The following is a 26,088-nucleotide window of genomic DNA, read 5'->3' on the forward strand; positions in this document are numbered from 1 at the left end:
CCGTCGACTGTTTCCCCATGCGCAAACTTCTGTACCTGACCTTCTCCATGGCATTGATTGCCGCCCTTACAACCTACGCCATGTGGGCCGCGGACCGTCCGGTGGGTCATTACCTGTCGGACCTGCGCATCAACCTGGCGGTCGACCAAGGCATACCCGCCGATCGCGGCAACTTGCTGGGCATCCAGCCCGAGCTGTTCCCCACCGACTATCAAAGCTCCGAGCGCTTGCACCGCAAGCTGGCGGCCTATTTGCAGAAAGCCCAGGACCAAGGCCTGCTAAATGCAAAAACCATCGTTGTACTGCCCGAACATGTCGGCACCTGGTTGATGGTCAGCGGCGAGAAAGATGAGCTGTACCAGGCGACCACGCTCAAGGAAGCCATGAACTGGCTGGCGGTCAGTAACCCACTGAAGTTCGTCCGCGCGCTGATCAGCGCCAAGGGCGACAAACGTCTGGACGACGCGCACCTGCGCATGAAGGCCAAAGGCATGGCCAAGGACTACCAGGCGCTATTTGGTGGTCTGGCGAAAGAATTCCACGTGACGTTGGTGGCGGGCTCCATCGTGCTGCCCGAGCCTAGCGTCATCGACGGCACCCTGAAAATCGGCCGCGGCGCGTTGTACAACAGCAGCGTGGTGTTCGGCCGCGATGGCCTGCCGATCGGCCAACCCCAGCGCCAGATGCATCCGATTTTCGATGAACATGAAGTCATCGCCGCCAATGGCGAACATACGCTCAACGTCGTCGACACCCCGGCCGGACGCCTGGGTGTGCTGATCGGCAGCGACAGCTGGTACCCGGACAATTACCGCAAGCTCGACGACCAGGGTGCGCAGTTCGTCGCGGTCCCGGCGTTTGTGCTCGGGCGCGGCACCTGGGACAAACCGTGGCGCGGTTACAAGGGCCTGTCGACGCCTGGCTCCGTCAGCCTCAAGGCCGGGGAACTCAGCGAAGGCCAGGCCTGGCATCGTCTGACACTCACCGCTCAACCGCCCAGTAGCCAGGCAATCGCCGGCATGAGCGTGTTCCTGCGCGGTCAGTTCTGGGATCAAGGCAGCGCCGGTCAAAGTTTTCTCAGCAGCAACGGCCAGCAGTTCGCCGACGGCAATGCCCGTGGCGCGCGTTTGCTGAACCTCTGGTTGTAACCGATGAAACCGTTGCCGATGCGCCTCGGCGATCTGTCGGTGGGCTTTGTTCATAGCCTGGCCGACGCCGTGCGCAGCCACGGTGCAGACCCTCAGCCGCTACTCGAACAATACGGTCTCGACGCAGCTCGCCTCAGCGAAGCGGGCGCCCGGCTCTCGATCCCGCGCTACATGCGCCTGGGCCACAGTGCCATTCAACTGACCGACAACCCGGCACTTGGCTTGCGCATGGGTCAGCTCAGTCGCCTGAGCCAGGTCGGCCTGGCCGGGGTCACGGCCGCTCAGGCGCCAACGGTGCGAGAAGCCGCGCGGTGCCTGATTCGCTTCGAAGCCTTGTATGGCTCCAACTATCGCGGTCAATCGAGCTTTCACGAAGACGCCCAAGGTGCCTGGCTGCGGTTCTATTCCATCAGCCCTTATAACGCCTACAACCGCTTCGTCGTGGATTCGATCATCGCTGGCTGGTTGCAGCAATTGTCCAGCATAAGCCCTGCCCGGTTGCGGGCCGAACGCATCGAGATCGAGTTTGATGAGCCTGATTACCGAGCTGCTTATGAAGTGCTCGGCGACTGCCCGATCCAGTTTGGCTGTGAGCACAATCAACTGCGCTTGAGCCTTGCCAGCCTCGCCCAGCGCAACCCGGAACACTGCCCGAGCACCTGGCGACACTTGCTGCAACTGTGTGAGCGGGAACTGGAGCAACTGACACGCACCCGCAGCCTGCGTGAACGCATCACTCAGTTACTGGGGCCGTTGCTCAATGGTGGCCGGGAACCCGACCTGGAAGAAGTGGCGGCACGCCTGAAGCTGCCAACCTGGACCTTGCGCCGCAAACTCGCCGAGGAAGGCACGCAATTTCGCGCGATCCTCAATGACACGCGTCGCGACCTGGCCATGACCTACATTCGCGATACCGAACTGGCGTTCGGAGAAATCGCCTACCTGCTGGGCTTTGCCTCAGCCGAAGCCTTTCAACGGGCCTTCAAACGCTGGAGCGGCCAGACTCCCGGCGAGTTTCGCCGCAGTCATCGCCAATCCGCTTGACGCTTACAGCTCGGTAGCGTCTTCGGCCGGTTCCAGCGGGTCCAGTTCAAACGCCTGATACTCGAGCAGCTCTTCTTGATAATCGTCCATTTTTAATCCCCCACAGCTCGTTGAAAAAAACGCCTGAATAAATGACCAGCGCCCCGAGCATAAAGTGCCCACGTGAAAGAAAAATGACGCAGGCACGCCGCTCAGCGGCTACTTAATAAAACGTAGCAGGCCGTCAGGAATTTATCACAGGATTTTTTCGATACAGGCCGTAGGACAACGGCATGGGGTGACGCGGATCAATTTAAAAGCCGCCGCGGGATCGGTGTCGTCTGACCCGATCCCGTAGCGTCAGAGCACGATTACTGGCCAGATACAGGAATGGCCGAAATAGGCTCGGTGGGTGGAGGCAGGCTTGATTGGGGCGGCGGAGTGACCGTTTCCGTGGTCGATGCCGGCTCGCTGTTCTCGGCCGGAGCAATCGGAGCGGCTTCAGGCGGCGGTGCAACAGGCTCAGAGGCTGCTGGAGCCGCTTCGGCAGGTGCCGGCGCAGGTTCTGCCGCAGACGGCGCCAACGGAGCCGGTGCAACCTTGGCTTCAGGCACACCGAGATCGGGTTTCGGCTTATCCTTGATGTGCGCGGCCTTTTTCGCTTCCGGCGGCAGGAACAACTCGACCAGGGTGAAGAACCGCTCGTAGAACTTGGGCGCCGATACGGTTTCGCTGGCGACCTTGACCATCGAGTCGTCGGACGAGCCGATCGGCATCGACACCGAGCCCAGCACGCCCACACCCACGCTGGCGGAGTTGTTGGTCTTCTTCAGCGCATAACGGTCCTGCAGGGCGTTGGCGAACATCGTCGCGTGGTGCCCTTCACTGCCATCATCGGCACAGACCACACTGAAGCTGATCTCCAAGTGGCTCTCGCCGGTCTGCTGGAAGCTTTTGTGTCCGCTGACCAGTTTCGGGTCGGAGCTGGTGATGATGTAGCCCTGGCTGAGCAACGCCCGACGGGCGGCTTCGCACGTCTGCGCATCAGTCACCGGGTAGCTACGCGAAAACGTTCCGGAGTCATCGAAGTTCTCATGCTCGTAGATGGGGGCTTTCTTCGAAGAGCAGCCGGCCGCGGCGGCCAGCACCAACGCCAGCCCTGCAACACGCATGGGAAATGATTTAAACATTGAACATCCTGAGGAAAACGGTCCGGGGCGTATTGTGCAACAGATCGATGCTTAGCGGAGTATCGATTAGTGTCTTAAAACAGCTACAAGTCTACTGACTGTCATTTACAGGAAAAAGTCGCACGGTAAATACTCAGGCGACGGGTAACCCGTGCGGCTTTCGTTTCACCCACAAAAAACCCCAGCCTTACGGCCGGGGTCTTTGTGTAGCGCAAAACTCAGTCCGGCATCAGTAGCGTTTGATCTCAGCCTGGCTTTCCAGCAGTTTGCGGTAGGCCGCAAAGTCCTGCTGACCAATGCGCGAAGCGAGGAAGCGACGGTACTGGGCCTTCTCTTCATCGGTCGGCGCTGCGGCTTCGTTCACGCCGTTCAGACGCACGATCACCAGGCTACCATCGGCCAGGGTCACGCTGCTGAAGGTCGGCTTGTCCTTGGCGGCAGGCTTGGGCATGCGGAACAGCGCCTGCAGCACGGTTGGGTCAACCCCTTCCTGGCCACGAGTGGCTGCCTGGGTCACTTTCCAGCTCTGACCGTCGATCGCCTTGTCCAGCGCAGCCTTGCCATCGCGCAGGCTGACAATCAGCTCTTCAGCCTTGGTCTTGGCGGCAGCACTGGCGTGCTCCTTGGCCAATTGCACGCGAATACTTGCAGCTACGCTTTCCAGCGGCAGTTGCGCAGGCTTCAGGTGCTCCTTGGCGCGCAGCACGATCACGGTTTCCGGATCGAGTTCGATGGCGGTGCTGTTGGCACCCTCATCCAGCACTTCAGGGCTGAACGCTGCAGTGACCACGGCACGGTTGGCCGCAACACCTTCGCCACCTTCACGGCCGAACGGCTTGGACGTATGAACAGTGAGCTTCAGGTCCTGCGCCGGCTGAGCCAGATCGGAGGATTCGAACGACGAATCTTCCAGTTGCTTGGTCGCCTCGACGAAACGCTGCTCGACCTGCTGGGTTTTCAGCTCACGGGTCAGCTTGTCTTTCAGGCTCGCGAGCGTCGGCACCTCAGGTGCTTCCACGCCCAACAGCTTGATCAGATGGAAACCGAAGTCGGTACGAACCGGCGCCGAGACCTGATCCTTGGCCAACGCATACAGCGCTGTTTCGAAGGCTGGATCGTAGACACCAGGACCGGCAAAGCCGAGGTCGCCGCCGTTGTTCGCCGAACCCGGGTCCTGGGAGAATTCCTTGGCCAGAGCCTCGAACTTCTCGCCTTTTGCCAGACGTGCCTGGATCTCTTCGATCTTGGCCTTGGCTTGCGCTTCGGTCACCTTGTCGTTCACTTCGATCAGAATGTGCGCGGCCCGGCGTTGTTCCGACAGGTTCGCGGTTTCTTTCTGATACGCCGCTTGCAGGTCTTCGTCCTTGACGCTGACCTGATCAAAGAAGGAAGCCTTCTTCAACTCGAGGTAATCGATGACCACCTGATCCGGCGTCATGAATTCCTTGGCGTGTTCGTCGTAGTAGGCTTTGACTTCATCGTCGGTCAGCTTCACAGCCGCCGGGTCAACCTTGACGTTCAGAGAAGCGAAATCGCGGGTCTGTTTTTCCAGACGGGCGAATGCCAGAACCTGTGCGTCGGTGACGAAACCGCTACCTGCCAGACCAGCGCGCATCTGACCGATCAGCATTTCCTGAGCCAGCATCTGGCGGAATTGCATGCGGCTGTAGCCGAGTTGGCGAACAACCTGGTCGAAACGCTCAGGGCTGAACTTGCCATCAACCTGGAATTCAGGCGTTTGCAGGATCACCTGGTCCAAAGCAGCTTCGGAAAAAGCGAACTTCGAGTTTTCTGCGCCTTGCAGCAGCAGCTTGCGATCGATCAGGCCTTTGAGGGCCGATTCGCGCAGCATTTTTTCGTCGAGCAACGAAGCATCGAAATCCTTGCCCAGCTGTTGCATGAGCTGACGGCGTTGCATATCGACCGCTTGGCTCAGCTCGTTCTGGCTGATTTCTTCGCCATTGACCTTGGCCGCATCATTGCTGTGCGTCGTGGCCTTGAAGATGGCGTCGAAACCGGTCAAAGCCATAAGTGCAACGATGACCCCGATAATGGTCTTGGCAATCCAGCCTTGTGAATTGTCCCTGATATTCTGCAGCATGCGTCCCCCAGAAACGGTTGAACTTCAAAATTAGGCAACCGTGGAGCGTGGGTAGAATCCGGATAGAAGAAAGGCGCATCCGAGGATGCGCCTTCTCGTAACTGGCGGAGCGGACCGATGACTCGAACTTGCGAGCCTCGGCGTCTCGGGTCGGCGCCTCGCCGACTGGACTACCGCTCCGCTGCCAGGTCAGGCATGACCCCGACCCGGATAGGCAAAAACCTGAATCGAACTTAGTTGACAGCTTCTTTCAGTGCTTTACCGGCTTTGAAACCTGGTTTTTTAGCAGCTGCGATTTCCAGCGTCTTACCGGTCTGTGGGTTACGACCAATGCGAGCTGGACGATCAGTTACGGAGAAGGTACCGAAACCAACCAGAACAACAGAGTCGCCAGCCTTGAGAGCGCCAGTGACGGATTCGATTACAGCGTCCAGCGCACGGCCAGCAGCAGCTTTCGGGATATCAGCGGATGCAGCGATAGCATCAATCAGTTCCGACTTGTTCACTCTAAGTCCCCTTATATCTATTTGAGTATGATTCTAAGTTTTTTGGTGAAAGCAAAAACGAGTGCTGAATGGCCTACAGACACTTAAGAGCCGCTTTATAACAAGGGCTCTAAAAAGCTGTCAACAAGCCACCCAGGCAAATGCGTACTAATGCGTGCTAATTCTTTCCTTAGAGTCAGACTCGCGTTTTTCATCCTTTGCAACTATCTCTGGAGCTACATCTGGCAAGGGCTCCGGCGCGTATTGCAGCGCAATTTGCAGGACCTCGTCAATCCATTTAACCGGTTTAATCTGCAGATCTTGCTTGATATTGTCAGGAATTTCCTTCAGATCGCGTACGTTCTCTTCAGGAATGATAACGGTCTTGATTCCGCCACGGTGAGCAGCGAGCAGTTTTTCTTTCAAACCGCCAATCGCCAGCACCTGACCACGCAGCGTAATTTCGCCAGTCATGGCGACGTCCGCGCGCACAGGAATCCCGGTCAATGCCGACACCAGAGCCGTGCACATGCCCACACCGGCGCTAGGGCCGTCCTTCGGGGTCGCCCCTTCCGGCATATGGATATGCGTGTCGCGCTTCTCGTGGAAGTCCAGGGGAATCCCCAGGCTCTTCGCGCGACTGCGAACAACGGTCAGGGCCGCGGTGATCGATTCGACCATCACATCCCCCAGGGAACCGGTCTTGATCAACTGGCCTTTACCCGGCACGACGGCGGCTTCGATGGTTAGCAATTCGCCACCCACCTGAGTCCACGCCAGCCCGGTGACCTGACCGATCTGATCCTGAGATTCGGCCAGACCGTAGCGGAATTTGCGCACGCCCAGGAAGTGTTCCAGCATCTCGGCAGTGACCTTCACCGAGAAGCGTTTTTCCATTGCATGCTCTTTGACCGCCTTGCGGCAAACCTTGGCAATCTGGCGCTCCAGCCCACGTACACCGGCTTCGCGGGTGTAGTAGCGGATAATGTCGCGGATCGCTTCGGCGTCGAATTCCAGCTCACCTTTTTTCAAACCGTTGGCAGTAATCTGCTTTGGCGAAAGGTATTTGACGGCGATGTTGATCTTCTCGTCTTCGGTGTAACCCGGCAGACGAATCACTTCCATCCGGTCCAGCAAGGCTGGTGGAATGTTCATGGAGTTCGAGGTGCAAAGGAACATCACATCGGACAGGTCGTAGTCGACTTCCAGATAGTGATCGTTGAAGTTATGGTTCTGCTCAGGGTCGAGCACTTCCAGCAACGCCGACGCCGGATCGCCACGCATGTCGCTGCCCATTTTGTCGATTTCATCGAGCAGGAACAGCGGGTTGCGGACGCCCACCTTTGTCATCTTTTGAATCAATCTACCTGGCATCGAACCGATATAAGTACGGCGATGACCACGAATTTCCGCTTCATCACGCACACCGCCGAGGGCCATGCGCACGAATTTGCGGTTGGTAGCGTGAGCAATCGACTCCGCCAGAGAGGTTTTACCCACCCCTGGAGGACCGACCAGGCACAACACCGGACCACGAATTTTCTTCACGCGCTTTTGCACGGCGAGGTATTCGAGGATCCGCTCTTTGACTTCTTCCAGACCATAGTGGTCTGCATCGAGAATGTCTTCAGCGCGCGCCAGATCCAGTCGCACTTTGCTCTGCGCCTTCCACGGCACCTGAACCAGCCAGTCAATATACGAGCGCACCACGGTCGCTTCCGCAGACATTGGCGACATTTGTTTTAACTTGTTCAGTTCGCCCTGGGCTTTGGCCAAGGCATCTTTCGGCAGACCGGCGGCATCGATGCGCTTTTTCAGCTCTTCGATTTCGTTGTGGCCTTCGTCGCTGTCGCCGAGCTCTTTCTGAATGGCCTTCATCTGCTCATTCAGGTAGTACTCGCGCTGGCTGCGCTCCATTTGTTTTTTGACGCGACCACGAATGCGTTTTTCGACTTGCAGCAGGTCGATCTCGGCATCCAGCAACGCCAGAACGTGCTCGACCCGGGCCGACAAATCAATGATTTCGAGGATTTCCTGCTTCTGCTCGATCTTCAGGGCCATGTGTGCGGCCATGGTGTCGACCAGGCGGCCTGGTTCGTCGATGCTGTTGAGCGACGACAGGACTTCAGCCGGAACTTTCTTGCCCAGCTGCACATATTGTTCGAACTGAGCCAGCAGGCTGCGTACGAACACTTCCGACTCGCGCTCTGGCGCGTCGACTTCGTCGATCAATGAGACTTCGGCACGGCAGTGGCCGTCCACTTCGCTGAAACGCTCAACAGCGCCCCGCTGCTCACCTTCGACCAAAACCTTGACCGTGCCGTCAGGCAGCTTGAGCAGCTGTAGAACGGTAGCAATGGTACCTACGCGATAAAGTGCATCTTCACCGGGATCGTCGTCAGCAGGGTTTCTCTGAGCCAGCAGAAGGATCTGCTTGTCGCCCGTCATCGCTGCCTCGAGGGCTTCGATGGATTTCTCGCGCCCCACGAACAGCGGGATAACCATGTGCGGATAAACCACAACATCACGCAATGGCAGGAGAGGCAATTCGATGGTTGTCTTCATGATTTCGCCTCTACGGCGGCCATAAGGCCGTAAACAGATGGAAGTGAGCTTGAAACCAAGATGGGGGCTACCTTCAAAAAAAACAAGCTTAAAGAAGGTGTTAAAACGCGCAAAAAGCAAAGGGGCCCGAAGGCCCCTTCTTTATTCCAGCAGCGTGACGCTTAGGCGTCTGGCGCTGCCTTGGCAGCCGGCTCACTGTTTTCGTAGATATACAGTGGCTTGGACTTGCCTTCTATAACGCTTTCGTCGATCACTACTTTACTCACCTCGGACTGCGAGGGAATTTCATACATAGTGTCGAGCAATACACCTTCGAGAATCGAACGCAGTCCACGGGCACCGGTTTTGCGTTCCAGGGCACGCTTGGCGACCGATTTCAGAGCGTCGGCCCGGAATTCCAGGTCCACACCTTCCATCTCGAACAGCTTGGCATATTGTTTGGTCAGAGCATTTTTCGGCTCGGTGAGAATCTGCATCAGCGCAGCCTCATCAAGCTCGTCCAGCGTGGCAAGTACCGGCAGACGACCGACGAATTCCGGGATCAGACCGAACTTGACCAAATCGTCAGGCTCGACTTCACGCAGGGACTCACCGACTTTCTTGCCTTCTTCCTTGCTGCGCACTTCCGCGTTGAAACCGATGCCGCCCTTGGTGGAACGGTTTTGAATAACCTTTTCCAGACCGGAGAACGCACCACCGCAGATGAACAGGATGTTACGGGTGTCGACCTGAAGGAATTCCTGCTGCGGATGCTTGCGACCACCTTGAGGCGGAACGGAAGCGACCGTGCCTTCGATCAACTTGAGCAGGGCCTGCTGCACGCCTTCACCGGAAACGTCCCGGGTGATCGACGGGTTGTCAGACTTGCGCGAGATCTTGTCGATCTCATCGATGTAGACAATGCCCATTTGGGCCTTTTCTACGTCGTAATCGCACTTCTGCAGCAGCTTCTGAATGATGTTTTCGACATCTTCACCTACGTAACCTGCCTCGGTGAGGGTGGTTGCGTCGGCGATGGTGAACGGAACGTTCAGTAAGCGGGCCAGTGTTTCGGCAAGCAGGGTTTTACCCGAGCCTGTCGGGCCGATCAGCAAGATGTTGCTCTTGCCGAGTTCGACATCGTCATTCTTTTTGTCACGCTGGTTCAGGCGCTTGTAGTGGTTGTACACCGCTACGGCCAGAACCTTTTTCGCACGCTCCTGACCAATCACGTACTGATCAAGGATGCCGCTGATTTCTTTAGGCGAAGGCAATTTATGCGCGCTGCTTTCGGCCTGGGCTTCCTGCACCTCCTCACGGATGATGTCATTGCACAGGTCGACGCACTCGTCGCAGATAAAGACCGAGGGGCCGGCAATCAATTTGCGCACTTCATGCTGGCTTTTGCCACAGAAGGAGCAATAGAGCAGCTTGCCGTTGTCCTCGCCGTTGCGGGTGTCAGTCATTCGTTCGATCCAAATCCGATAGGCTTGCAACACAAGATGAAGGCTATTGCGGGCTTTTTCAAGCCCGCTGGTGATCGGACGCGCCGACCAACCCTATTTTGAGCTGCTTAATTTAAGCGGGGCGCTGGCTGATCACTTCATCGATCAACCCGTATTCACGTGCTGCTTCTGCACTCATGAAATTATCGCGGTTGGTATCGCGCTCGATTTCTTCAAGAGTGTGCCCGCTATGCTTGGCCATCAGCGTGTTGAGACGCTCACGAATGAAGAGGATTTCCTTGGCATGGATTTCGATGTCCGAAGCCTGGCCCTGGAAACCGCCCAGTGGCTGGTGAATCATCACACGCGAGTTCGGCAGGCAGTAACGCTTGCCGGGGGCACCGGCCGTCAGTAGAAACGCACCCATGCTGCACGCCTGGCCGATACAGGTGGTCGACACGTTTGGCTTGATGAACTGCATGGTGTCATAGATCGACATGCCCGCCGTCACCGAACCGCCCGGGGAGTTGATATAGAGATGGATGTCCTTGTCCGGGTTTTCCGCTTCAAGGAACAGCAGTTGCGCACAGATCAGGTTGGCCATGTAGTCCTCTACCGGACCAACCAGAAAGATCACTCGCTCCTTGAGAAGGCGCGAATAGATGTCGTAGGCGCGCTCGCCACGAGCGGACTGCTCGACAACCATCGGGACCAGGCCGCCTGCGGCCTGGATATCAGAGTTCTGCTGAATATACGAATTACGGAACATGCTCTGCAGTCACTCCCAAATAGTTATGTCTTGAATACGCATAAGCCAGCGCGAAGGCTGGCTTATGGTGATTACTTCTTACCGCAAAAAGCTATCAGTCGGCTTGTGGAGCTTCTACCGGCTTGACTGCTTCTTCGTAAGAGACCGATTTGTCGGTCACGTTAGCCTTCTGCAGAACAGTATCCACAACTTGTTCTTCCAGCACAACCGAACGGACTTCGTTCAGTTGCTGGTCGTTCTTGTAGTACCAGGACACAACCTGCTCAGGCTCTTGGTAAGCCGAAGCCATTTCCTGAATCATTTCACGAACGCGAGCTTCGTCAGGCTTGAGGTCGAATTGCTTGACCACTTCAGCCACGATCAGACCCAGTACAACGCGACGCTTGGCTTGCTCTTCGAACAGCTCGGCCGGCAGTTGCTCAGGCTTGATGTTGCCACCGAATTGCTGAACAGCCTGCACGCGCAGACGGTCAACTTCGTTGGACAGCAGAGCCTTAGGCACTTCGATCGGGTTGGTGGCCAGCAGACCGTCCATTACCTGATTCTTGACCTTGGATTTGATCGCCTGACGCAGTTCACGCTCCATGTTCTTGCGAACTTCGGTGCGGAAGCCTTCCAGACCGGTTTCCTTGATGCCGAATTGAGCGAAGAATTCTTCGGTCAGTTCTGGCAGTTTTGGCTCGGAAACAGTGTTCACGGTCACGGTGAACTCAGCGGTTTTGCCTGCCAGGTCGAGGTTCTGATAGTCCTCCGGGAAGGTCAGGTTCAGAACGCGCTCTTCGCCGGCTTTAGCGCCAACCAGACCGTCTTCAAAACCAGGAATCATGCGGCCGGAACCCAGCACCAGCTGAGTACCTTTGGCGGAACCGCCAGCGAACACTTCACCGTCGACCTTGCCAACGAAATCGATGTTCAGTTGGTCTTCGTTTTGAGCAGCGCGATCGGCCACTTCGAAACGGGTGTTCTGCTTGCGCAGCACTTCCAGCATTTTGTCCAGATCGGCATCAGCCACGTCAGCGCTCAGGCGCTCTACCGCGATACCTTCGAAACCGGCAACGGTGAACTCAGGGAACACTTCGAAAATCGCGACGTATTCCAGGTCTTTGCCAGCTTCCAGCGATTTCGGCTCGATCGAAGGAGCGCCAGCCGGGTTCAGCTTTTGTTCAACAACAGCTTCGTAGAAAGAAGACTGGATCACGTCGCCAACCGCTTCCTGACGTGCATCAGCACCAAAACGGCGCTTGATTTCACTCATTGGCACTTTGCCTGGACGGAAGCCAGCAATCTTGGCCTTTTGGGCAGTCTGCTGCAGACGCTTGTTGACCTGAGTCTCGATGCGCTCAGCCGGCACGGTGATGCTCATGCGGCGCTCAAGAGCAGAAGTATTTTCAACAGAAACTTGCATGGATATTCCTCGTTGCACAGACGTTAGCCGGCCGTTTCCGACCCCAGAATCAAGGGCATGCATTCTAGTGGGTCAAACTCAAGAAGTCACCCTACTGAAACGGGTAAAAAAGCAGCAGGCAATTTATAGGCGGGGACAAACGGTTGTGCCTCGCCCTGTTAGCAAATACAGCCAATCATGCCAGGGCTCTGCACCAATCCTTCTATATATAGAAGGCATCGGCAATCCATCCCTGACAGTCGACCCCACAAGGGGACCAACGGGCGAGCCAGCATCATCGAGAAACATAAATCCTACGATCCGAGCCGCCCTCTCGGCCCAGAACCTGCGGCCGCTTTGAAAATTCAGACTTCTAAAACAAAAACGGCGCAGCCCTTTTCAGGTGCTGCGCCGTTTTCTGCTATTAAATAGCTACTTGTAATGGTGCGGACGGAGAGACTCGAACTCTCACACCTTGCGGCGCTGGAACCTAAATCCAGTGTGTCTACCAATTCCACCACATCCGCATCAAGCTTTTAAAGCAAAGGCGCCAGACTGTTAATCTGGCGCCTTTCTAAATATGGGGTGGACGAAGGGGATCGAACCCTCGACAACGGGAGTCACAATCCCGTGCTCTACCAACTGAGCTACGCCCACCATATTGCCATGTTGCGCTACTTGTGCCAAAGCTGCCTAATGGCGCACCCGGCAGGACTCGAACCTGCGACCATCCGCTTAGAAGGCGGATGCTCTATCCAGCTGAGCTACGGGCGCCTTGTTAATCTGTATTCTTGGACGATTACAAACTAAGTGCTTTCAGTCTCACCGAATTAAACATCAACTCTGCTCGACCTTCTTAACCAGTGCTAGGCTGTGCCCGACAAGTGCGACGAATGTTATAGGTGACCCTGAAGGTCGTCAACTCTTTTTTAAAAAAAATTCATTTAATTAAAGGGGTTAGGGGAATTTGCAGACCAAGCGCCTTTGCCCTCACCTCATGACATGCGAGAATGCGTTCTCTTTTTTTCCCCTCTCGATGGTTAATCACGCGCAATGACTGCACAACTAATCGACGGCAAATCGATCGCCGCCAGCCTGCGCCAGCAGATCGCCAAACGCGTCAACGAGCGTCGCCAGCAAGGTCTGCGCACGCCCGGTCTCGCGGTGATCCTGGTCGGTAGCGATCCCGCCTCTCAGGTTTATGTCTCGCACAAGCGTAAAGACTGTGAAGAGGTCGGCTTCATTTCCCAAGCCTACGACCTGCCTTCCGAAACCACTCAAGAAGCGCTGACCGATCTGATCGATCGCCTGAACGACGACCCGGCGATTGATGGCGTTCTGCTTCAGCTTCCTTTACCTGAACACCTGGACGCCTCCAAATTGCTGGAACGCATTCGTCCAGACAAGGACGTCGACGGTTTCCACCCTTATAACGTCGGCCGCCTCGCCCAACGTATTCCGCTGCTGCGTCCATGCACCCCTAAAGGCATCATGACGTTGCTGGAAAGCACCGGTGTCGATCTCTACGGGATGGACGCAGTGGTTGTCGGGGCCTCCAACATTGTTGGCCGCCCGATGGCAATGGAATTGCTGCTGGCCGGCTGCACCGTGACCGTCACCCACCGCTTCACCAAGGATCTGGCAGGCCACGTCGGTCGCGCCGATCTGGTGGTGGTCGCCGCCGGCAAGCCGGGGCTGGTAAAGGGTGAGTGGATCAAGGAAGGCGCGATCGTGATCGACGTCGGCATCAACCGCCAGGAAGACGGCAAACTGGTTGGTGACGTGATCTACGACACCGCCCTGCCCCGCGCCGGCTGGATCACTCCAGTCCCAGGTGGCGTTGGCCCGATGACCCGCGCTTGCCTGCTGGAAAACACGCTGTACGCAGCCGAAACACTGCACAGCTGAGTTCGCATTTTCATGGCTGCGACGAACAAAGGAACCCCGCCATTGGCGGGGTTCTTTTTGCCTGAATTAAAAACTTTACCGCTCGCCGGAAACCTACTGCTTGTAGGGGTTTTCAAGGACTTTGACCTGTTCATTGAACAACCATCGACAGTTCTTCAGCCATACTCCTAAAATGCGTCGGTTTTAAAGAAACAACCCGTTACAGAACGGCTTATCCACACCTAACGAGTCTGCCAGCGTGAAAATCCGTCTTTCCATCCTGAGCCTATTTTTTGCATTTACAGGGACTTTCACCACGCCAATGGTCAACGCTGCCGACACCACTTCGGCGCCGCGAGATACGTCAACACTGAAGATCGCTTCCGGCAGTGCATTGCTGATGGATCTGCAGACCAACAAAGTCATCTATGCCAGCAATCCTGACGTGGTTGTGCCTATCGCTTCCGTCAGCAAACTGATGACCGGGCTGATCGTGGTTGAAGCCAGACAGAACATGGACGAATACCTGTCCATCAACATCAGCGACACGCCGGAAATGAAAGGCGTGTTCTCCCGCGTGAAACTCAACAGCGAAATGCCGCGCAGGGAAATGCTGCTGATTGCCCTGATGTCCTCGGAAAACCGCGCTGCCGCGAGCCTGGCCCATCACTATCCGGGCGGCTACGTCGCGTTCATTGCCGCAATGAATGCCAAAGCGAAAGCACTGGGCATGACCAGTACCCACTTTGTCGAACCCACCGGCCTCTCCCCTCGCAACGTGTCCACGGCCCGCGACCTGAGCAAACTGCTGATCGCTGCGCACAAGTACCCGCTGTTGACTGAGCTAAGTACCACCAAGGAAAAAACCGTCTCGTTCCGTAAACCCAACTACAGCCTGGGTTTCCATAATACCGACCATTTGATCAACAAGCCGAACTGGGACATCAAGCTGACGAAAACCGGCTTCACCAACGAGGCCGGTCACTGCCTGGTGCTAGTCACCAGCATGGCCAACCGCCCGGTTGCGCTGGTCATCCTCGATGCTTTCGGCAAGTACACACACTTTGCCGATGCCAGCCGTATTCGCAGCTGGGTGGAAACCGGCCAAGGCACGAACGTGCCGTCTGTAGCCTTGCAGTACAAATCCAACAAGAACCTCAAGCATCGTCAGAGCGGCGTGGTTGAAGCGTCGAAATAAGTAAACGACAGATGAAAGAAAGCCCCGACTATTCGGGGCTTTTTTCGTCCGGCGTCAGTCATTCGGCAGCGGCATCTGGTCGTCATCCGGAATGCCGTCCCCGGCATTCGGGTCATTCCAGCCCTGTGGATGCTCCGTCGGCACGACCACAGGCCTGGCCAAAGGATCCCTTAACGGGCTGTCCGGATCCATCACGGGGTCGATGTCTTTTTCGGGGCTGGTTGGAACGCTGTCCGGACGTTTGTCGTTGAAACTCGAATCGGTAGACATACGCACCTCACTAAGGCTCAGGGTTTCAGATCGGCAAGTGGATCGTAAGGCTTCGCTGGAGCCTTGGTATTGTCGCCCGGCTTCACATCCCTGGGGGCCTTTGCAGGTCCGATGGGGTCGACCTGAGGATCAGCGAGGTCCGGCGAATCGGGATCGAACCCCAACTCATCGCCCGAAGAATGTTCAGACGAGTGCGGGCCGACGGGGGGAGTGGAATGTGCCATGGGCACCTCCTTTGAGTCTGGCCCGGAGAAATCCGGGCCCTACTTTCTTAGAGGTCGGCAAAATGCAGGGGTGCCTGAAAGATGACGAACGGACTTATTGCGCGTTCAGCGCTTTCTTCGCCCTGGCGGCCGCCTGCTCCTGACCTGCCTGGGCAAGGTCGCTCGCGGCCTTGAGCCATCGCTGTTGATCGACATTGGCCGGCAGTTGATTCGGCTTCTGAATCAGCACGGCCCAGCCACCGGCATCCTTGAGCGCCGATTCAAACGAACCGAAGCCCATCAACTCCCGACGATTCATGCCCGAGCGCAGCAGCACTGTCTGTTTCTGACGGTTGTACCCGGCAAGAATGGCGTAACGCGGTTCAGCCCAGAACGCCGAGCCTTCCGTGAAACGCACCATTACCGGGTAACCGGCCGCAACCTGGGTCAACAGTGCAGGCAGATTGCTGTCGAGGGGATAGACGACCATGCCGTACTCGCGAGCGAGGTTCTGCATGTTCTGCTGCAACTGGGCTTCGGCACCCGGCAAGTGCAACGGTTTTTCGAGCAAACCTGGCGTAATCACAATGCCTTGCTGGGACAACATGCTGGCCAGCACTTGTGGCCCACTCTGATTCGCCACGCCACGGTAGAACGTGCCACTGAGCTCGACTCGCTCCGGCAGGCGCTTGATTTCAGGCGCCACACTCCCCGCGCAGCCAGCCAGACCTGCAACGCAGCCAACGACCAGCACTAAAGATCGAATTCGAGAAAATACCCGCACCATCATCACTCTCTTGATTTAGACGCCAGGCGTTCACGCTCCCGGCTTGGCCGTCGATCATAGGACGCCGCGCGGCAACGGTATAGCCTTAACCGGCAGATGATGGCATTCGATAGAGCGAACTGATTGGTGACAGCCGACCTTTGGTCAATAGCCTGAAACACAGCAGCGACTAGACTGTCATGTGCAAAGAGTGTGTGCCTGCAGCAGGGCGAAGAGGAGGCACTGATGAGCCTGACAATGACCATTGTGATGTTGATTTCTGGCTGGCTGGCCGTTGCCGCCGCCATGTTATGGGGAGTCCTGCGAATTACCCGCCGGCACCATCATCCGGCTCAGTCGGTGCCGGTACCGAAAACAGATACAACCGATGCACACCACGTTACCGCGCACTGAACGACACCATTGTGTAGCGCAAACAAAAACGGCCGCCTGGGCTCTTTCGAGCACAGGCGGCCGTTTCGTTTAATGCAGATTAAGCTTCAGCGACTAAACGCTTCTGCTTTGCCCGGCGCGACATCATGTTCAAACCTTCGATCGTCGCCGAGAACGCCATGGCCGCATACACGTAGCCTTTCGGTACATGGGCGCCGAAGCCTTCGGCGATCAGCGTCATGCCGATCATGATCAGGAAGCCCAGCGCCAGCATCACCACCGTCGGGTTGTCGTTGATGAATTTGGCCAGAGGATCAGCCGCCAGCAACATCACCAGTACCGACACCACCACCGCGATGATCATGATCGGCAAATGCTCAGTCATGCCGACAGCGGTAATGATGCTGTCGATGGAGAACACCATGTCCAGCAGCAGGATCTGACCGATCGCGGCGGCAAAGCCCAAGGTCACGGTCGAGGTGGCCGACGTCGGATCATCCGGTGCAGGGTCCATGCTGTGATGGATCTCGGTGGTCGCCTTCCACAACAGGAACAGGCCGCCGGCAATCAGGATCATGTCCTTCCAGGAGAACGTCTGGCCGAAGATATCGATCACAGGCTCAGTCAACTGGACGATGAACGCGATGGTGCTCAGCAGCGCCAGTCGCAGGATCAGCGCCATGCCGATACCGATGCGCCGCGCCTTCTGCCGGTGCTGCTCGGGCAGTTTATTGGTCAGGATCGAAATGAAGATCAGGTTATCGATGCCGAGTACGATTTCCATGACGATCAACGTAGCCAGGGCAACCCAGGCGGTGGGGCTTGCAGCAAGTTCTAAAAGGTATTCCATGGGTCAGTCCTGACTCTTTTAAGACGGTTTAGATTTCCTGGGACGAAGATTCGGTTTTGTCCGTTTCTTTGGCCGGCTGTTCTTTCTTGCTGATCAGCCCGCCAGTGGCGTCACTGATTGCCTGCTCTGCGGCTTTGTGGGTGTCGTCGATCGCTTGTTTGGCGGTTTCGGCAGCCTTGCCCATCAGTTGCTGAGCGCTTTTTTCGGCCTGGTCACAACCGGCCAATACCAGTAAAGACGTGATCAACAGTGCCGTGGTTTTAAGCTTCATGATGCTTTCCTCGATAGAACAGACAGGGCCGAAAAGGCCGCCCGTCGATAGCGGGGCATTCTAGGGAGTCAAACACTTCAGTAAAATTCGTATTTCTAGCGGTTATACTTCGGTTTTTACGAATCCAGATCTGCGTACGCCGATCGCTTTACGTAGGAGCTGCCGTAAGCTGCGATCTTTTGATCTTCGCTTTTACAAACAAGATCAAAAGATCGCAGCTTACGGCAGCTCCTACAGGTCATAAACATCATGTTGAATTACCGACAGCTTCATTACTTCTGGGTGGTGGCCAAGACCGGCAGCATCGTGCGCGCCTGCGAGCAGCTGAACCTGACGCCGCAGACCATCAGCGGGCAGATTTCCCTGCTCGAACAAACCTATGGCATTGAGCTGTTTCGCCGAGTTGGCCGACAACTGGAACTCACTGAAGCCGGCCGTCAGACCCTGCCCTACGCCGAGCAAATGTTTCAGCTGGGCGGCGAACTGGAGCTGATGCTGCGAGCTCAGCCCAACGAACAGCAGATTCTGTTTCGGGTTGGTGTGGCCGACGTGGTGCCCAAATCCATCGTCTATCGGCTGATTGCGCCGACCATGGAATTGAGCGAGCCGCTGCGCATCACCTGTCGCGAAGACAAACTCGAACGTTTGCTCGCCGATCTGGCGATCCAGCGTCTCGACCTGGTGATCTCCGACAGCCCGATGCCCTCGCACCTGGACATCAAGGGCTACAGCCAGAAACTCGGGGAATGCGGGATCAGCTTCTTCGCCACTGCTGAACTGGCGGCGCAATACGGTCAGGATTTCCCCCGCAGCCTGCACGGCGCACCGCTGCTGATTCCAGGGCCGGAGACCGTGGTGCGCAGTCGCTTGCAGCGCTGGTTTGCCGAGCAGCAGATCCAGCCGCGCATCGTCGGCGAGTTCGACGACAGCGCCTTGATGCAGGCTTTCGGCCAATCCGGTAGCGGGATCTTCATCGGCCCGAGCGTGATTGCCGACGAGGTGAAACGCCAATACGGTGTGGAGTTGATTGGCCAGACCGACGCGGTGACCGAGTCGTTCTACGCCATTTCGGTGGAACGCAAGGTCAAGCACCCCGGCATTGTTGCCATTACCGAAGGTGCCCGACGCGAGCTGTTCACCGAGATGTGAGGTGTCAGGCGCAGACTTCGCGGGGCTTGAAGGTCATCAGCGCGATGGCCAAGAGGATCGAGGCGAGGATAAAAGCGGCCGCCGCGAAACCAAGACCTTGCAGGCCTACACCGTCGATGACCCTACCGCCGATCATGGCGCCCAGGCCGATCCCGAGGTTAGCCCCGGCAATGTTCAGCGATGCCGCGAACGCCGGCGCTTCGGGTGCAGCCTTCATCAATCGCACATGGCTGACCAGGAACAACGCCGCCTGAGTCACGCCCCAAATCCCCATCGCCGCTGCCAGACCCAGCGGCGAATGAATGTTCGGCACCAATGCCACCAGGCCGGCGATCATGAACGCGCAGAACATCATCGAGGCGATCAACGGATGGCGATCCACCGCGCGGCCGCCCAATGAGTTGCCGATCAAGCCGACCGCGCCGAAGCCCATCAGGCACCAGCCGACCAGCGTGCCGCTGAAACCGGCCAGTCGCTCAAGAATGTCCGCCAGATAGGTGTAAGCGGTAAACATGCCGCTAAACACCAGGATCGACAGCAGCACATGCCCCACCATCAGCGGGCTGCGCAAAATTTTGAATTGCGAACTGAAGCTCACTTGATGCTGATGCAGATTGGTTTTCGGCAGGTAGATAAACAGCAGCAATGCCTTGGCAAACGCGATCACCGCCAGAATGCCGAAGGCACTGCGCCAACCGAACGCATCGGAGATCAGTGTACCCACCGGAATGCCGAACACCGTGGCGCAGACAATCCCGAATCCGATCTTGGCGATGGCGCGGCCAGCGTAATCCGGCCCGACGATGTCTACCGCCGTCTCACTGGCCAGCGCCCAGAACACCGGCAGCCCCAACGCAGGGATCAATCGGGCGACGGACATCACCCAGATGTTCGGCGCAAACGCCGCGAGGGTGTTGGCCAGGCCGAACATGATCAGCACCGAGATGAACAATTTGCGGCGCTCGAACCGGGCGAAATACGCGGTCAGGAACGGCCCGAATGCGGCGACCGTGAAGGCGAACAAGGTCACCAGCAAACCCGCTTGCGGGATGGTGACTTCAAGGTCTCGAGCGATCGCCGGCAACAGGCCGACGATGATGAATTCCGTGGTCAGCACCGTGAAACCGGCGGCAGACAACAGAAGGATGGGCAACAGCATGCAGAACTCCAGAAAACGACGACACCAGCGATAGCCCGAAGGCCCACTGGCATGACTTGAAAATGAGGATGGCGAATCTTAACAGAGTGTTTCCGATCAGGGTTGCACGAACCTGCCGATCTCGTTGGCCCACGGGCGGCAGATCGTCACAGGTCTGAAGGGTAAAGGCCACGCTGTGATAAAGTCCGCGCCCTGCGATACGTACACCCTGTTCATCGGCCATTGATTGGCATTGATGTCGCGATACCCCCGCACCTAAAAAAATCAGAGATGCCGTTTTATGACCGCTCCATCCCCTTCTCTATGGTTACGCCTGAAACGCTTAAGCCTGGTCACACAAATCATCATCGGCCTGATCGCCGGGATTGCCCTGGCCCTGTTCGCACCGGAGGTAGCGAAGTCCACCTCGTTTATCGGCAAAGTCTTCGTATCGGCGCTGAAAGCTGTCGCGCCGATTCTGGTGTTCGTGCTGGTCATGGCCTCGATTGCCAACCATAAGCACGGCCAGGAAACCCACATCCGGCCGATCCTGTTTCTGTATCTGCTGGGAACGTTTGCGGCGGCGGTGGTGGCCGTTGTCGCCAGTACGTTGTTCCCCTCGAGCCTGGTATTGGCGACTCACGACGTTGCGGTCACCGCGCCGGGCGGTATCAGTGAAGTGCTGCAAAGCCTGCTGTTGAGCGTGGTCGACAACCCGGTCAGTGCGCTGATGAATGCCAACTTCATCGGCATTCTGGCGTGGGCGATTGGGATGGGCGTTGCCATTCGCCATGCCGGTGACACCACTCGCGAGGTGCTCGGCGACTTGTCCAACGGCGTGACCCTGATCGTGCGCTTGGTGATCCGTTTCGCGCCGCTGGGGATCTTCGGCCTGGTGGCTTCGACCCTCGCCACCTCCGGTTTCGGTGCCTTGATCGGCTATGTGCATCTGCTGGCGGTGCTGCTGGGCTGCATGTTGTTTGTGGCGCTGGTGATGAACCCGGTCATCGTGTTCTGGAAACTGCGTCGCAACCCTTATCCGTTGGTGCTGATGTGCCTGCGGGAAAGCGGCATCACCGCATTTTTCACCCGCAGTTCGGCGGCGAACATTCCAGTCAATCTGGAACTGAGCAAGCGCCTGGGCCTGCACGAAGACACCTACTCGGTCTCGATCCCGCTCGGCGCGACCATCAACATGGCGGGCGCGGCGATCACCATTACCGTGCTGACCCTGGCCGCCGTGCATACGCTGGGCATCGCCGTGGACATTCCGACCGCCATCCTGCTGAGCATCGTCGCGGCGATCTGTGCCTGTGGCGCTTCGGGCGTGGCGGGCGGTTCGTTGCTGTTGATTCCACTGGCATGCAGCCTGTTTGGCATCCCCAGTGAAATCGCCATGCAGGTGGTGGCCGTCGGGTTCATCATCGGTGTGCTGCAGGACTCGGCGGAAACCGCGCTGAACTCCTCCACCGACGTACTGTTTACGGCCGCCGCTTGCCTGGGTGAAGACGAGAAAGCCCAGCGATTGGCTTAACAAAGATCAAAAGATCGCAGCCTCGTTTCACTCGACAGCTCCTACAGGCGGTACGCATCTCAATGTAGGAGCTGTCGAGTGAAACGAGGCTGCGATCTTTTGATTCACCAAAAAAAAGCCCGCCAAGGCGCGAACCTTGGCGGGCTTTTTTACGCTGGGAGGTTTAGAACGCGCCCATGTAATCGCGCTTGCCCACTTCCACACCGTTGTGACGCAGCAGTGCGTAGGTGGTGGTGACGTGGAAGAAGAATTGCGGCAGACCGTAGCTCAGCAGGTAAGCCTGGCCAGTGAAGCGCTTCTCTTTCGGCGTGCCCTGACGGGTGATGATTTCGATGCCTTCCTTGCCGTCGATCTGTTCCGGTTTGATCTCGCCGATGAAGGCCAGCACTTTGGCGATCAGCGCTTGCAGTTCGGCGAAGGTGGTTTCGGTGTCGTCGTATTTCGGCAGTTCAACTTCGGCCAGACGCGCGGAAACGCCCTTGGCGAAATCAACGGCGATCTGCACCTGACGGACCAGCGGGAACATGTCCGGGTACAGACGGGCTTGCAGGAAAGCATTCGGGTCGATGTTCTTGGCGGTGGCGTGGGCTTCGGCCTTGTTCAAAACGTCGCTCAGGGCGTTGAGCATTTGTTTGAAAACCGGGACGGAAGCGGCGTACAGGGAAATAGTCATGGCAATCTCGTGTTGTGACAGGAGGGAAACGTGGGGCGATTATAGCCATGCGCGGTCCCCCTGCGGCGGGTCTTTTATCCGGTGGGGAAACGCAGCGCACCTCTGAACGATCTGCGCACGTTAGCCCCTTGCCGGCATGAAAACTTCAACTTCGTCAGTGTTTTTCTGCACTCGCCGACAGACCAGCCTTCGATTGAGTGAACCGGTAAAACAGATTGGGCTCGCTCACGATGTAAAGCTCGCCTGCGCTGTCCATGGTCATGCCTTCGGCTTGCGGCAGCGTATGTTTGAGGTCCCCCGCCAAGGCGCGCAGGGAGAGAATACTGACGAAGTTACCCTGCTGGTCCAGTTCGGTCAGGTTGCTGGACTGTTCGCTCAGCAACAGTAAGTGGCCGGTCCGAGGATCGTAGTAACCCTCGGAAAGGTCTTTGCTGAAAACGCCGCGGTCGACCCAGGTCGTCAAGTCCTTGATACGGATCTGCAATTGGCTGCCAATGGAGCCGAGCATGCCGGTGATTGAATACAGCTGCCGCGGATCACGCTCCTTGATGGCGAAGATACGGTCATTGGCCGGGTCATAGGTCACACCTTCAAACCCCTTGTTATGCTCGCTCAGGTTGATCTCAATGGCGAGTGATTGGGTTTGCTCTGCACGGATGGGGCCAGGGGTGTCCGGCAGGGTGAAAATGTGCAGCCGCTGCCGCCGTTCATCAACGATGACCACCCGCCCCTTGCCCATATAAGCAATGCCTTCGGTGTCCTCGAAACCGATCAATGGGTAGCGTTCGAGCAAATCGCCGTCACGGGTCAGCGCCAGAATTTCCATAGGCACACCATTGGTGATACCCAACAAGCGGTCGCGCTCAGGGTCATAGGCGATACCGGAGATATCGGTGATGCCCGGGATCGGTTTGCCGTCGATCGCGACCTTGTAGTCTGGCAGCCAGATATTTTTGTCTGGCGCCTGATTGCCATACCAGCTGTTATGCCAGTGCGCGTACAACTGCCCGTGCCAGCCAAAATGAACGGAAACCACGCTAACGCCGAGCAGCGCGGCGATCAGCAGAACTCCAGCCTTCCATGTTTTACTCATGTTTTTTTCTGGTCCCAGGTAAATCGATAGACATTGACGGGTTGTCCCGGACGGCATTGGCCGTTATCGGCATCGGCGCCGACGATCGACCAGTGTGCACGGGAGGTTTCGCCCAACTCATGCGCGGCCTGGGGATTGAAACACTGGCTCAACAGCTCGTCGGGGACCAAGGCGTATGCCTGAGGGTGTTCGCGCAGCCACAGTGCCGCCTGCTCGACGGTGGAGCCGACCATCCCGAAGTGCACGATCGGTTGTCGTGCGAACAGCCAATGGCCCTCGCGCCAATTGACCAACACCAGGTCGGCGCCTTGAGTCATGGTCGCCGCCTGCGCCATGATCGCCTCATGAGGGTTGGGACCGTCCTTGATCGGCTCGATGAAACCGCGGGCAATCCAAAGCGCAAACCAGGTCACGACCAGTGCCTGGAATACTCGCCGACCACGCGGACGCTGACTGAACCAGCGCTTGAGCAACCAGGGAATCAGCGGTGCAGCCACCAGCACCAGCCCAGGCAGCGCCGGGTAGATGTACAACTTGCGCTTGCCGCTGCTGATACAGAAAAACAGTACCACCAGCACGACCCAGCCCAGCAGCACCAGCACTCGGCCGTCGCGCTTGTGCAGTTGCCGGCGCCAAGCGGGCACCAACCACGGCAACGCGAGTACCAGCGGCAGCCAATATTGCGGGATCACGTGAACGAAGAAATACCAGAACGGCTCGCGATGGTCCCAGGCAGCGGCATAGCGTCCCGCGGTCTGGCGCAGCAGAATTTCTCGCGCATAGGCGACTTCGTCAGCAGTGCCATTGATCGCGATGGACAAGGCCAAGGGCAGTAACCAGATCGCGATGGCGCCCAGCATGACCAACAGTCCCAGCAGCCACTTGCGCGCCTCGCCCGGCATGGCCACCACACCGGGCCAACCTTTGCGCACCGCGTAGGCATACGGAATCAGCATCAGGGCCGGGACGAAGCCAACCCCTTTGGTGATCACACCAATACCCATGGCGGCGCAACCCAGGTAAAACCAGCGCCAGGCCGGCCCGAGCAACAGGTGCCGCGCCAGACCGTACATACCCACGGAGGTGAACAGAATCAAAAAGCTATCGATCTGGCCGGTCTGCAGGATGCTATAGGTCTGATAAGTCGCCAGGTACAAGAGCGCCGCCATCCGACCGGCACGTTGATGCCATAACCGTCGAGCCAGATCATAGACCACTGCGGTGACCGTCACGGCCGATAGAAGACCCGGCAGATACAAGGCGATAGCGGGTTTACCGGTGAGCCAGGCGAAGAACGCCACCGTCCACATGAAAATCGGCGGTTTGTCGCCGTAGATCTCTGCCGCACGGTGCGGAATCAGCCACGAGCCGTGCTGCAACATCTCGAGCGCAACGCCAAGGAATCGCTCCTCGTCGACATTCTGCGGCTGACGTAGCCCCAGCCCGGCACCGATCAAAACCAGGGCGAGTAACATCAAACCCAGGCATTCGACCCGGGGTGATAACGTTCTGCGCATGACTCAGTCCTTTAAGTGTTTGCTGCGGGCAATCAACTGCAAATTGCGCAGATAAACGATCGAGCCAAAGGCTTGACCGGCAATGAACACCGGGTCCTCCCGGTAAATGGCATAAGCGAGTAGCAGGGCGCTACCGACGATGCTCAGGTACCAGAAACTCACTGGAATCACGCTGCGTTTCTTGTATTCGCTGTACAGCCACTGCAAGACGAAGCGACCGGTAAAGGCTATCTGGCCGGCGAAGCCGACCACCAGCCACAGGGTTTCACGGGAGAGATTCATCCTTCGATTTCCTGCGCATTGGCGTTCAGGCGCGTGCGCCGGATCAGCCACCAGACGCCGATCAGGTCGAGAATGCCCACCAGGGCACGGTCGAGGTTGCCGTATTTGGAGACCCCGGAGGTGCGGTGACGGTGGTTGACCGGATGGGTGATCATTCGGCCGTTGTGGCGCTGGATCAGTGCAGGAATGAACCGATGCATATGATCGAAGTACGGCAGGCGCAGAAACGCCGCCCGCTCGATCAGTTTCAATCCGCAACCGGTGTCCGGTGTCTGGTCCTTGAGCATGCGGCTGCGCAAACCATTGGCAAACCGTGAAGCCCAGCGCTTGCTCGCGTTGTCGCGGCGGTTGACCCGGTGCCCGGCCACCAGCTGAAGCCCGTCCATCCCCTGTCCACCACGCACCAAGGCCAACATCCCGGGGATGTCCGCAGGATCGTTCTGGCCGTCGCCATCGAGCGTGGCCAGCCACTGCCCCTTGGCAGCCAGTGCCGCATGGTAAAGCGAGGTACTTTGCCCAAGCGAACGCTCATGACGCAGGATACGCAGCGTGCTCAGGCCGCTGTTTTTGAGCTGCCGCAATTCGTGCAAGGTGGCATCGGTACTGCCATCGTCCACGACGATGATTTCGTACGCCTCGTCGGCCAAGGCCGTGCGCACTTCTTCAATCAAGGGCTTAAGGTTGTTCGCTTCGTTTTTTGCCGGAATCAGTACAGATACAAAAATTTCATGACTCATAGGGTCCCCCCTTTAATCCTTGGTTTCTTATTATCAAG

Annotated in this window: 24 protein-coding genes, 3 tRNA genes and 1 pseudogene; 7 read left to right on the top strand and 21 right to left on the bottom strand. The window is 57.4% G+C overall.

The features are described from left to right. Positions 1 to 17 precede the first annotated feature (17 nt). Positions 18 to 1,148 (top strand): carbon-nitrogen hydrolase family protein, encoded by a 1,131-nt coding sequence (locus CUN63_RS02510; RefSeq protein ID WP_129437025.1) that lies wholly within the window; start codon positions 18 to 20, stop codon positions 1,146 to 1,148. 3 nt (positions 1,149 to 1,151) lie between these two features. Beyond that, positions 1,152 to 2,192: an AraC family transcriptional regulator gene (locus CUN63_RS02515; protein WP_129437026.1), complete on the top strand. Its 1,041-nt coding sequence runs from the start codon at positions 1,152 to 1,154 to the stop codon at positions 2,190 to 2,192. 350 nt (positions 2,193 to 2,542) lie between these two features. Here CUN63_RS02515 and CUN63_RS02520 read toward each other — a convergent pair whose 3' ends face one another. The 10 genes from CUN63_RS02520 to CUN63_RS02565 form a co-directional block, all read right to left on the bottom strand. Further along, positions 2,543 to 3,361 (bottom strand): DUF2242 domain-containing protein, encoded by an 819-nt coding sequence (locus tag CUN63_RS02520; protein ID WP_129437027.1) that lies wholly within the window; start codon positions 3,359 to 3,361, stop codon positions 2,543 to 2,545. Positions 3,362 to 3,590: 229 nt separating this feature from the next. Beyond that, positions 3,591 to 5,462, bottom strand: a complete 1,872-nt coding sequence (locus CUN63_RS02525; protein WP_129437028.1) for a SurA N-terminal domain-containing protein — start codon at positions 5,460 to 5,462, stop codon at positions 3,591 to 3,593. Between the two features lie 233 nt (positions 5,463 to 5,695). Beyond that, positions 5,696 to 5,968, bottom strand: a complete 273-nt coding sequence (locus CUN63_RS02530) for an HU family DNA-binding protein (protein ID WP_002552737.1) — start codon at positions 5,966 to 5,968, stop codon at positions 5,696 to 5,698. Positions 5,969 to 6,115: 147 nt separating this feature from the next. Further along, on the bottom strand, positions 6,116 to 8,512 hold the full coding sequence (lon, locus tag CUN63_RS02535; protein ID WP_027926069.1) for an endopeptidase La: 2,397 nt from the start codon (positions 8,510 to 8,512) through the stop codon (positions 6,116 to 6,118). 161 nt (positions 8,513 to 8,673) lie between these two features. Beyond that, on the bottom strand, positions 8,674 to 9,957 hold the full coding sequence (gene clpX, locus CUN63_RS02540) for an ATP-dependent Clp protease ATP-binding subunit ClpX (protein WP_007946893.1): 1,284 nt from the start codon (positions 9,955 to 9,957) through the stop codon (positions 8,674 to 8,676). Positions 9,958 to 10,069: 112 nt separating this feature from the next. Further along, positions 10,070 to 10,705 carry an ATP-dependent Clp endopeptidase proteolytic subunit ClpP gene (gene clpP, locus CUN63_RS02545; protein ID WP_046047575.1) on the bottom strand — a complete coding sequence of 212 codons (636 nt, stop codon included), beginning with the start codon at positions 10,703 to 10,705 and terminating at the stop codon, positions 10,070 to 10,072. A gap of 94 nt (positions 10,706 to 10,799) precedes the next feature. Then, positions 10,800 to 12,110, bottom strand: a complete 1,311-nt coding sequence (gene tig, locus CUN63_RS02550; RefSeq protein ID WP_129437029.1) for a trigger factor — start codon at positions 12,108 to 12,110, stop codon at positions 10,800 to 10,802. Between the two features lie 421 nt (positions 12,111 to 12,531). After that, a tRNA-Leu gene (locus tag CUN63_RS02555) sits at positions 12,532 to 12,616 on the bottom strand. A gap of 54 nt (positions 12,617 to 12,670) precedes the next feature. Next, a tRNA-His gene (locus CUN63_RS02560) sits at positions 12,671 to 12,746 on the bottom strand. 40 nt (positions 12,747 to 12,786) lie between these two features. Continuing rightward, positions 12,787 to 12,863: transfer RNA gene (locus CUN63_RS02565), tRNA-Arg, on the bottom strand. A gap of 279 nt (positions 12,864 to 13,142) precedes the next feature. Between CUN63_RS02565 and folD the strand changes: the two genes are divergently transcribed. Then, positions 13,143 to 13,997: a bifunctional methylenetetrahydrofolate dehydrogenase/methenyltetrahydrofolate cyclohydrolase FolD gene (gene folD, locus CUN63_RS02570; protein WP_008148421.1), complete on the top strand. Its 855-nt coding sequence runs from the start codon at positions 13,143 to 13,145 to the stop codon at positions 13,995 to 13,997. Between the two features lie 238 nt (positions 13,998 to 14,235). Continuing rightward, the gene (gene pbpG, locus CUN63_RS02575; RefSeq protein WP_129437030.1) at positions 14,236 to 15,174 is read left to right on the top strand and encodes a D-alanyl-D-alanine endopeptidase; all 939 of its coding nucleotides are present in this window, start codon (positions 14,236 to 14,238) and stop codon (positions 15,172 to 15,174) included. A gap of 54 nt (positions 15,175 to 15,228) precedes the next feature. Here the strand turns inward: pbpG and CUN63_RS02580 are convergent, their stop codons facing one another. From CUN63_RS02580 to CUN63_RS02590, 3 genes and pseudogenes are all read right to left on the bottom strand, one after another. Beyond that, positions 15,229 to 15,444 (bottom strand): hypothetical protein, encoded by a 216-nt coding sequence (locus tag CUN63_RS02580; RefSeq protein WP_129437031.1) that lies wholly within the window; start codon positions 15,442 to 15,444, stop codon positions 15,229 to 15,231. 17 nt (positions 15,445 to 15,461) lie between these two features. Further along, positions 15,462 to 15,668, bottom strand: coding sequence for a DUF6021 family protein (locus tag CUN63_RS02585; protein ID WP_129437032.1), 207 nt, complete (start codon positions 15,666 to 15,668; stop codon positions 15,462 to 15,464). A gap of 94 nt (positions 15,669 to 15,762) precedes the next feature. Continuing rightward, positions 15,763 to 16,492 (bottom strand): annotated as a pseudogene (locus tag CUN63_RS02590) (peptidase C39 family protein). A gap of 167 nt (positions 16,493 to 16,659) precedes the next feature. Between CUN63_RS02590 and CUN63_RS31635 the strand changes: the two are divergent. Continuing rightward, positions 16,660 to 16,827 carry a hypothetical protein gene (locus CUN63_RS31635; RefSeq protein ID WP_165353225.1) on the top strand — a complete coding sequence of 56 codons (168 nt, stop codon included), beginning with the start codon at positions 16,660 to 16,662 and terminating at the stop codon, positions 16,825 to 16,827. Between the two features lie 79 nt (positions 16,828 to 16,906). Here CUN63_RS31635 and CUN63_RS02595 read toward each other — a convergent pair whose 3' ends face one another. Both CUN63_RS02595 and CUN63_RS02600 read right to left on the bottom strand, forming a co-directional pair. After that, positions 16,907 to 17,656: a TerC family protein gene (locus CUN63_RS02595; RefSeq protein ID WP_129437033.1), complete on the bottom strand. Its 750-nt coding sequence runs from the start codon at positions 17,654 to 17,656 to the stop codon at positions 16,907 to 16,909. Positions 17,657 to 17,684: 28 nt separating this feature from the next. Beyond that, on the bottom strand, positions 17,685 to 17,927 hold the full coding sequence (locus tag CUN63_RS02600; protein ID WP_008148410.1) for a hypothetical protein: 243 nt from the start codon (positions 17,925 to 17,927) through the stop codon (positions 17,685 to 17,687). A gap of 249 nt (positions 17,928 to 18,176) precedes the next feature. Here CUN63_RS02600 and nhaR point away from each other — a divergent pair, with 249 nt between their 5' ends. Beyond that, a complete protein-coding gene (nhaR, locus tag CUN63_RS02610) occupies positions 18,177 to 19,076 on the top strand; it encodes a transcriptional activator NhaR (protein ID WP_033057311.1) in 900 nt (299 codons plus the stop codon). Between the two features lie 4 nt (positions 19,077 to 19,080). Here the strand turns inward: nhaR and CUN63_RS02615 are convergent, their stop codons facing one another. Beyond that, complete coding sequence (locus CUN63_RS02615) at positions 19,081 to 20,235, bottom strand: MFS transporter (RefSeq protein WP_129437034.1); 1,155 nt, start codon at positions 20,233 to 20,235, stop codon at positions 19,081 to 19,083. A 280-nt stretch (positions 20,236 to 20,515) separates the two neighbouring features. Here CUN63_RS02615 and sstT point away from each other — a divergent pair, with 280 nt between their 5' ends. Further along, positions 20,516 to 21,748, top strand: coding sequence for a serine/threonine transporter SstT (gene sstT / locus CUN63_RS02620; protein WP_129437035.1), 1,233 nt, complete (start codon positions 20,516 to 20,518; stop codon positions 21,746 to 21,748). 163 nt (positions 21,749 to 21,911) lie between these two features. Here sstT and CUN63_RS02625 read toward each other — a convergent pair whose 3' ends face one another. The 5 genes from CUN63_RS02625 to CUN63_RS02645 all read right to left on the bottom strand — a co-directional run bounded on the left by CUN63_RS02625 (position 21,912) and on the right by CUN63_RS02645 (position 26,050). Beyond that, a complete protein-coding gene (locus CUN63_RS02625) occupies positions 21,912 to 22,421 on the bottom strand; it encodes a DUF1993 family protein (protein ID WP_008148402.1) in 510 nt (169 codons plus the stop codon). Positions 22,422 to 22,575: 154 nt separating this feature from the next. Continuing rightward, positions 22,576 to 23,514, bottom strand: coding sequence for an SdiA-regulated domain-containing protein (locus CUN63_RS02630; protein WP_129437036.1), 939 nt, complete (start codon positions 23,512 to 23,514; stop codon positions 22,576 to 22,578). After that, entirely contained in the window at positions 23,511 to 25,031 is a 1,521-nt protein-coding gene (locus CUN63_RS02635) for a glycosyltransferase family 39 protein (protein WP_129437037.1), read from the bottom strand. The genes CUN63_RS02630 and CUN63_RS02635 overlap by 4 nt, the downstream gene beginning before the upstream one ends. A gap of 3 nt (positions 25,032 to 25,034) precedes the next feature. Then, positions 25,035 to 25,313, bottom strand: a complete 279-nt coding sequence (locus tag CUN63_RS02640) for a lipid-A-disaccharide synthase N-terminal domain-containing protein (protein ID WP_008148397.1) — start codon at positions 25,311 to 25,313, stop codon at positions 25,035 to 25,037. Beyond that, on the bottom strand, positions 25,310 to 26,050 hold the full coding sequence (locus tag CUN63_RS02645) for a glycosyltransferase family 2 protein (RefSeq protein ID WP_129437038.1): 741 nt from the start codon (positions 26,048 to 26,050) through the stop codon (positions 25,310 to 25,312). Before CUN63_RS02645 ends, CUN63_RS02640 begins: the two co-directional genes overlap by 4 nt. Positions 26,051 to 26,088 lie beyond the last annotated feature (38 nt).

This window comes from Pseudomonas sp. ACM7, assembly GCF_004136015.1.
Lineage (GTDB): Bacteria > Pseudomonadota > Gammaproteobacteria > Pseudomonadales > Pseudomonadaceae > Aquipseudomonas > Aquipseudomonas frigoris.

Bases quoted from the DNA above. Each gene is read 5' to 3' on its own strand.
- CUN63_RS02510 (WP_129437025.1), top strand. From the start codon at position 18: ATGCGCAAACTTCTGTACCTGACCTTCTCCATGGCATTGATTGCCGCC.
- CUN63_RS02515 (WP_129437026.1), top strand. From the start codon at position 1,152: ATGAAACCGTTGCCGATGCGCCTCGGCGATCTGTCGGTGGGCTTTGTT.
- CUN63_RS02520 (WP_129437027.1), bottom strand. From the start codon at position 3,361: ATGTTTAAATCATTTCCCATGCGTGTTGCAGGGCTGGCGTTGGTGCTG.
- CUN63_RS02525 (WP_129437028.1), bottom strand. From the start codon at position 5,462: ATGCTGCAGAATATCAGGGACAATTCACAAGGCTGGATTGCCAAGACC.
- lon (WP_027926069.1), bottom strand. From the start codon at position 8,512: ATGAAGACAACCATCGAATTGCCTCTCCTGCCATTGCGTGATGTTGTG.
- clpX (WP_007946893.1), bottom strand. From the start codon at position 9,957: ATGACTGACACCCGCAACGGCGAGGACAACGGCAAGCTGCTCTATTGC.
- clpP (WP_046047575.1), bottom strand. From the start codon at position 10,705: ATGTTCCGTAATTCGTATATTCAGCAGAACTCTGATATCCAGGCCGCA.
- tig (WP_129437029.1), bottom strand. From the start codon at position 12,110: ATGCAAGTTTCTGTTGAAAATACTTCTGCTCTTGAGCGCCGCATGAGC.
- folD (WP_008148421.1), top strand. From the start codon at position 13,143: ATGACTGCACAACTAATCGACGGCAAATCGATCGCCGCCAGCCTGCGC.
- CUN63_RS02580 (WP_129437031.1), bottom strand. From the start codon at position 15,444: ATGTCTACCGATTCGAGTTTCAACGACAAACGTCCGGACAGCGTTCCA.
- CUN63_RS02585 (WP_129437032.1), bottom strand. From the start codon at position 15,668: ATGGCACATTCCACTCCCCCCGTCGGCCCGCACTCGTCTGAACATTCT.
- CUN63_RS31635 (WP_165353225.1), top strand. From the start codon at position 16,660: ATGAGCCTGACAATGACCATTGTGATGTTGATTTCTGGCTGGCTGGCC.
- CUN63_RS02595 (WP_129437033.1), bottom strand. From the start codon at position 17,656: ATGGAATACCTTTTAGAACTTGCTGCAAGCCCCACCGCCTGGGTTGCC.
- CUN63_RS02600 (WP_008148410.1), bottom strand. From the start codon at position 17,927: ATGAAGCTTAAAACCACGGCACTGTTGATCACGTCTTTACTGGTATTG.
- nhaR (WP_033057311.1), top strand. From the start codon at position 18,177: ATGTTGAATTACCGACAGCTTCATTACTTCTGGGTGGTGGCCAAGACC.
- CUN63_RS02615 (WP_129437034.1), bottom strand. From the start codon at position 20,235: ATGCTGTTGCCCATCCTTCTGTTGTCTGCCGCCGGTTTCACGGTGCTG.
- sstT (WP_129437035.1), top strand. From the start codon at position 20,516: ATGACCGCTCCATCCCCTTCTCTATGGTTACGCCTGAAACGCTTAAGC.
- CUN63_RS02625 (WP_008148402.1), bottom strand. From the start codon at position 22,421: ATGACTATTTCCCTGTACGCCGCTTCCGTCCCGGTTTTCAAACAAATG.
- CUN63_RS02630 (WP_129437036.1), bottom strand. From the start codon at position 23,514: ATGAGTAAAACATGGAAGGCTGGAGTTCTGCTGATCGCCGCGCTGCTC.
- CUN63_RS02635 (WP_129437037.1), bottom strand. From the start codon at position 25,031: ATGCGCAGAACGTTATCACCCCGGGTCGAATGCCTGGGTTTGATGTTA.
- CUN63_RS02640 (WP_008148397.1), bottom strand. From the start codon at position 25,313: ATGAATCTCTCCCGTGAAACCCTGTGGCTGGTGGTCGGCTTCGCCGGC.
- CUN63_RS02645 (WP_129437038.1), bottom strand. From the start codon at position 26,050: ATGAGTCATGAAATTTTTGTATCTGTACTGATTCCGGCAAAAAACGAA.